Consider the following 5,041-nt stretch of genomic DNA (forward strand, 5'->3'; position numbering starts at 1 on the left):
CTTCAAAGACTTTTAATTCCCTGCGGATCATCCCGATTTTGCTTGCAAAATCGGGATGATCCGCAGGGCGTTAAAAGTTTTTGGAGGGAGTCTGAGGGAACCTTTTTACAAAAAGGTTCCCTCAGTGCAATAAATCAGAGTTTCCCTAAGATTATGCCTCGCCGAGGGCCGAAGGTCAAGGGGGGAAGGTACCGTCAAGTGTCTTATGCCATAATTGAAAGGGGGCAGCGGTTCGTAGAGATCGTCCATTTGACGGCGGGCCGCTTTCCGGTTAAAATCCACGGTAGAAAACAAGGGGGTGCAAGCGATGTCGAAAAGGGTGGCGAAGATTCTCGTCGGCGGCCGCTGGGTGGAAGGGCCGCACCGCCTGGAGGTGCGAAACCCCTACGACGGCGGTCTCGTGGCCGAGACCTTCAGGGCCGGGCCGGAGCTTCTGGGCGAGGCCGTGGACCATGCGGACGGGGCGGTGGCCGTGCTGCGGGAGCTGCCTTCGTACAGGAGGGCCGAGGTCATCTCGAAGGTGGCGGCCGCGCTTAAGGAGAGGGGCGAAGAGGTGGCCCGAACCATAGCCGCTGAGGCGGGAAAGCCCATACGGGATGCGCGCACCGAGACGGCCCGCGCCGTGTGCACCTTCGAGATAGCCGCGGCCGAGGCGCGGCGCATGGGCGGCGAGGTGCTGGCCCTCGACGTCATAGCCGGGGCCGAGAAGAGGATGGGCATGGTCCGCCGCTTCCCCGTGGGAGCGGTGCTCGGCATAAGCCCCTTCAACTTTCCGCTCAACCTCGTGGCCCACAAGGTGGCCCCGGCCATGGCCTGCGGCGCGCCCATCATAATAAAGCCGGCGTCGGCCACTCCGCTCACGGCGCTTCTTCTCGGCGAGATCGTGACGGAGGCGGGATGGCCCGCGGGAGGCCTCCAGGTAACGCCATGCAGCGGCGCGGACGCCGAAAGCCACCTCTTCGGCGACGAGCGGATAAAGAAACTCACCTTCACGGGCAGCGCCGCCGTGGGATGGAGGCTCAAGGCCGCTTCGGGCACGAAGAAGGTGACGCTCGAGCTCGGCGGCAACGCTGCCGTCATAGTCCACGGCGACGCCGACCTCGACTACGCCGCCATGCGCTGCTCGACGGGCGCATTCTCCTACGCCGGCCAGATATGTATCTCCGTGCAGAGGATCTACGTCCAGCGGCGGGTCTTCGACGACTTCAGCCGCCGCTTCGTCGGGAGGGTCCGCGCTCTCCGCCTCGGCGACCCGCTCGACGAGTCCACCGACGTGGGACCCATGATAGAGGCCGGCGCCGCCGAGAAGACGGAAGCCTGGGTCGCCGAGGCCGTCGAGGGCGGCGCAAGGCTCCTTGCCGGCGGAAAGCGCCGCGGCGCCCTCTTCGAGCCCACGATCCTCACGGGCACGACGCCGGAGATGAAGGTCTGCGGCGAGGAGGCCTTCGCCCCGGTGGTCGTGCTCGAGCCCTACGACGACTTCGACGAGGCCCTGGCCGCGTCGAACGCCTCGAAGTACGGCCTTCAGGCGGGCGTTTTCACCCGCGACCTCGTGCTCGCCCACCGCGCCTACGAGACCCTCGAGGTGGGCGGCGTGATCATAAACGACGTGCCCACCTTCAGGGTGGACAACATGCCCTACGGCGGCGTGAAGATGAGCGGCATGGGCCGCGAGGGCGTGCGCTACGCCATCGAGGAGATGACCGAGCCGCGGCTCATGGTCCTCAACCTCTCGTAGCCCGGCGGAAGGGCCTTCCGCCGGGGCGGTGAAAAAATGCTTGTCTTTTTTCTCCATCTGCGTTAGTATACGCTGTGCTTCTTGTGTATACAGTATACAAAACCAAAAGGAAGGTGGTGAGTTCAGTTGGCGCTTACAATAACCGACGATTGTGTTGCCTGTGGAGTCTGCCTGCCCGAGTGTCCCGTGGACGCCATCAGCGAGGGTGACATCTATGTCATCGATCCCGATGCCTGTGTGGAGTGCAAGGGCTACTACGACGAACCCAAGTGCGCGGAGGTCTGCCCCGTGGACTGCTGTGTGCCCGCGTAGCTGAAGGGAGTTGCTGCTCAAGGATCGCCGGGACCGAGCGGTTTGCCCGGTCCCCGTCTCTTGAGGTCCCGCCTTTACGAGGCTTCGCCGCCCGATGCTCCGCCGCCTGCGGGGCGCGACGGTCGTCTTGCCTCACACAAGGGCCGGCCTTCGGTACGGCCGGTTCCGGTGTGTCGGCTGTGGCGGCCTTCTTCGTAGCCGGGGGAGGCCGCATGTCTGACTCTCCGGGACCCGGCGCCGCGCGCGGCCGCCGCCTGTCAGGTCGAAAGGTATACTACCGCAATGAAGGAGTTCGCGCTTTTCTGGGGGTGCACCATCCAGGCCAGGTTCCCCTTCATCGAGAAGTCCACGAGAGTGGTGCTCGAAGGGCTCGGCCTCCCCTACAAGGACATAGACGGCTTTACCTGCTGTCCCGAAAAGTCGCTGGTCAACAACGTCGACCCCGGCCTCTGGACGCTCACGGCCGCAAGGAACGTGGCTCTCGTCGACGAGCTGGGGCTGGACCTGGTGAGCCCCTGCACGGGATGCGTGTCGAACCTCGCGACGGTGAGCGAGGAGCTTCGCTGCGACCCGGCCGGGAAAGACGAGGTCAACGCCGTGCTCGACGGCGTGGGACGCAGGTTCGAGGGCGCCGCTTCGCTCAATCACCTGGTGCCCTTCATACACGACAAGGTCGGCCTTCTCGCCGTTAGGAACGCGGTGAAGAGGGATTTCTCGGGCATGAAGGTCTCGATCCATTACGGCTGCCACATGATAAGGCCCTCCCATGCCCTCAAAAACGACGACCCCCTGGAGCCGCGCAAGTTCGACAACCTCGTAAGGGCCCTCGGCGCGGAGAGCGTATATACGAAGAACAAGCTCATGTGCTGCGGCCAGGGGCTCGACAGGGTGGACCAGCACGACACGGCCCTTCACCTGGCGAGGATAAAGCTCGCCGAGCTGCGGGACGCGGGCGTGGACGCCATGGTGCTGTGCTGCCCCTCGTGCTTTCTCCAGTTCGACAACAACCAGCACCTCATGGAGCGCGAGGGCGAAAGGCTCGGCGTGCCGGTCCTCTACTTCACCGAGATGCTGGGCCTTGCCATGGGCTACGGTCCCGACGAGCTGGGACTCTCGAATCACCGCGTCGACGTGACCCCCTTCCTCGAAAAGTGGGAGCGGCTCTCGGGCGACGGACGGCGCCGGATGGAGGAAACACTCGATGCCGAAGGGGCACTTGGACTTTAAACTCCTCGAGATGTGCTCGCAGTGCGGGGCCTGCTACCACATATGTCCCGCCTGTCTCCACATAGAGGGCTACGACCCGCGGGCGGTCATAAAGGACATCCTCAGGGGCGAGTACGAACACTGGCTCCGGTCACGGCACATATGGCAGTGCCTGGAGTGCCACTACTGTCTCGAGATGTGCTACCAGCACTACGGCTTCGAGAACGCCATGACGGCCATGCGGCTGCTGGCCACGAAAAAGGGTCTCTTCCCGGCCCAGGTCAAGCGCGGCTGGGAGATGTTCGCCAGGACGTCGAAACTGGGGGAGCCGAAGGCGCCGGCGAGAAGACGGCTGGGACTTCCCGAGGCCTCAAGGAGCGGCGCCGACGAGTTCGCAAGGATGCTCGACATCTACAGGGAAAGGCGCCGCGCCGGCTCCTGAGCCGCCTTTCGAAAGGGCCTCGACAGCCGCTCCTTTACCCCGGCCTCCCTCGGGGAACTCCCGGCGCCTGCGGCTCCCCCCATGGGGAGCCGCAGGCGTTGAAGGTATCCAAGGGGCGATGAACAGGTGAATATCCTGCGCAGAGAGAAGCAAGGCCGCAGGCGTTGAAGGTATCTGAAAGGGCGCGCGGGATGAAGGGGATGAGGCGCGGCCCTTTCATCGGTAAGCTTCCGGTATCACACGCAGAGGGGAATGACGGTGAATCACGATTTTCAGAAGGACATGGCCGGCTGCGGCCTTTCGGGCATCATAAACAGAAGGCGCGAAAGGATGAGCGGCGCCGACATCAGGGCCTCGCTCAAGCTCATGAACGACAGGGGCAACGGCCTCGGGGCGGGATACGCCGCCTACGGCATATATCCCGACCTCGAGGACTTCTACGCCTTCCATATCATGTACGACGACGGCGAGAGCCGCAGGGAGGCCGAGGAGTACCTGCGGGAGTGCTACCACATCGAGAAGATCGAGGAGATACCCACGAGGCCCGTGCCGAGCATCGTCATCAGCCCGCAGCTCATGCGCTACTTCGTGAAGCCCGTGGTCGAGAGGATGGTGGGCGGCGTAAGCGAGGAGGACTTCGTCGTCAAGACGGTGATGAAGGTCAACTCCGAGATAGCCGGCGCCTACATATTCTCGTCGGGCAAGAACATGGGCGTATTCAAGGGCGTGGGCAACCCGGCCGACATAGCCGACTTCTTCAGGATCGAGGAGTACGAGGGTTACATCTGGACGGGGCATACCCGCTTTCCCACCAACACGCCGGGCTGGTGGGGCGGCGCCCACCCCTTCACGCTTCTCGACTGGTCCATCGTCCACAACGGCGAGATATCGTCCTACGGCATAAACAAGCGCTATCTCGAGATGTTCGGCTACAAGCTCACGCTCCTCACCGACACGGAGGTGGCCGCCTACCTCTTCGATCTCCTCGTGAGAAAGCACGGCCTCGACATCGCCACGGCCTGTACGGCGCTGGCCGCGCCCTTCTGGAAGGATATCGACCGCATGGACGAGCCGGAGCGCGAGCTCATGACGGCGCTCAGGCTCGCCTACGGAAGCGCGCTGCTCAACGGTCCGTTCTCGCTGCTCTTCGGACACAGCAAGGGGCTTGTGGGCATAAACGACAGGATAAAGCTCCGTCCGCTCGTAGCGGCCGTCAAGGGGGACTTCGTATACATGTCGAGCGAGGAGGCCGCCATCCGCGAGGTCTGCGCCGAGCCCGAGAGGGTCTGGGCGCCGAGGGCCGGAGACCCGGTCATAGTCGAGCTCGAGGACTGAGCCCCTGC

5 protein-coding genes are annotated in these 5,041 nt (G+C 63.9%); all 5 read left to right on the forward strand.

Annotated elements, in window-relative coordinates:
* The first annotated feature begins 307 nt into the window (after window positions 1-307).
* Window positions 308-1,738 (forward strand): aldehyde dehydrogenase family protein, encoded by a 1,431-nt coding sequence (locus ENJ37_08560; protein ID HHL40544.1) that lies wholly within the window; start codon window positions 308-310, stop codon window positions 1,736-1,738.
* Window positions 1,739-1,864: 126 nt separating this feature from the next.
* Complete coding sequence (locus ENJ37_08565; protein HHL40545.1) at window positions 1,865-2,050, forward strand: ferredoxin; 186 nt, start codon at window positions 1,865-1,867, stop codon at window positions 2,048-2,050.
* A 282-nt stretch (window positions 2,051-2,332) separates the two neighbouring features.
* Window positions 2,333-3,277: a hypothetical protein gene (locus tag ENJ37_08570; GenBank protein ID HHL40546.1), complete on the forward strand. Its 945-nt coding sequence runs from the start codon at window positions 2,333-2,335 to the stop codon at window positions 3,275-3,277.
* Complete coding sequence (locus tag ENJ37_08575) at window positions 3,252-3,698, forward strand: hypothetical protein (GenBank protein HHL40547.1); 447 nt, start codon at window positions 3,252-3,254, stop codon at window positions 3,696-3,698. Before ENJ37_08570 ends, ENJ37_08575 begins: the two co-directional genes overlap by 26 nt.
* 252 nt (window positions 3,699-3,950) lie before the next feature.
* Complete coding sequence (locus tag ENJ37_08580) at window positions 3,951-5,033, forward strand: hypothetical protein (GenBank protein HHL40548.1); 1,083 nt, start codon at window positions 3,951-3,953, stop codon at window positions 5,031-5,033.
* Window positions 5,034-5,041 lie beyond the last annotated feature (8 nt).

Source organism: Deltaproteobacteria bacterium (assembly GCA_011375175.1).
Classification (GTDB): Bacteria; Desulfobacterota; GWC2-55-46; order GWC2-55-46; family DRME01; genus DRME01.